A 402-nucleotide genomic window follows, 5' to 3' on the forward strand; every position below is an offset into this window, starting at 1 on the left:
CAGCACTTCGAGCAGGCGGTCGGCGAGTATCGCGGCCGAGTGCGGGTTCTGCCCCGTGATGAGGTTGCGGTCCTCCACCCGGTACGGCTCCCAGATCGGCCCACGACTGAAGTTCACCCCCACCTTGTCCTGCACCTCGGTCTCCAGCAACCACGTCGACCGCGACGCCAGACCGACAGCCTCCTCCTCCTCATTGGTGAAGCACGTGATGTCGTACCCCTTGAACGGCGACTCACCATGAATCCGCGTCGCCAGCAACGACGCCGGCGCATGACACACGATCGCCAGCGGCTTGCCCGACGCCAACTGCTGCGTCAGCAACCGCCCCACATCCGCATCCAGCGACAGATCCGCCATCGGCCCGTGCCCACCCGGAAGATAGACCGCGTCATAATCCTCCAG

General features: G+C 65.2%; 1 protein-coding gene. It reads right to left on the reverse strand.

What is annotated here, in order from left to right:
• Positions 1-402, reverse strand: a 402-nt coding sequence (locus K7862_RS37130) for a type 1 glutamine amidotransferase domain-containing protein (RefSeq protein ID WP_262414391.1), incomplete at its 3' end; no start/stop codon positions are given.

The organism is Actinacidiphila acidipaludis, assembly GCF_019890725.1.
Taxonomy (GTDB): Bacteria; Actinomycetota; Actinomycetes; order Streptomycetales; family Streptomycetaceae; genus Actinacidiphila; species Actinacidiphila acidipaludis.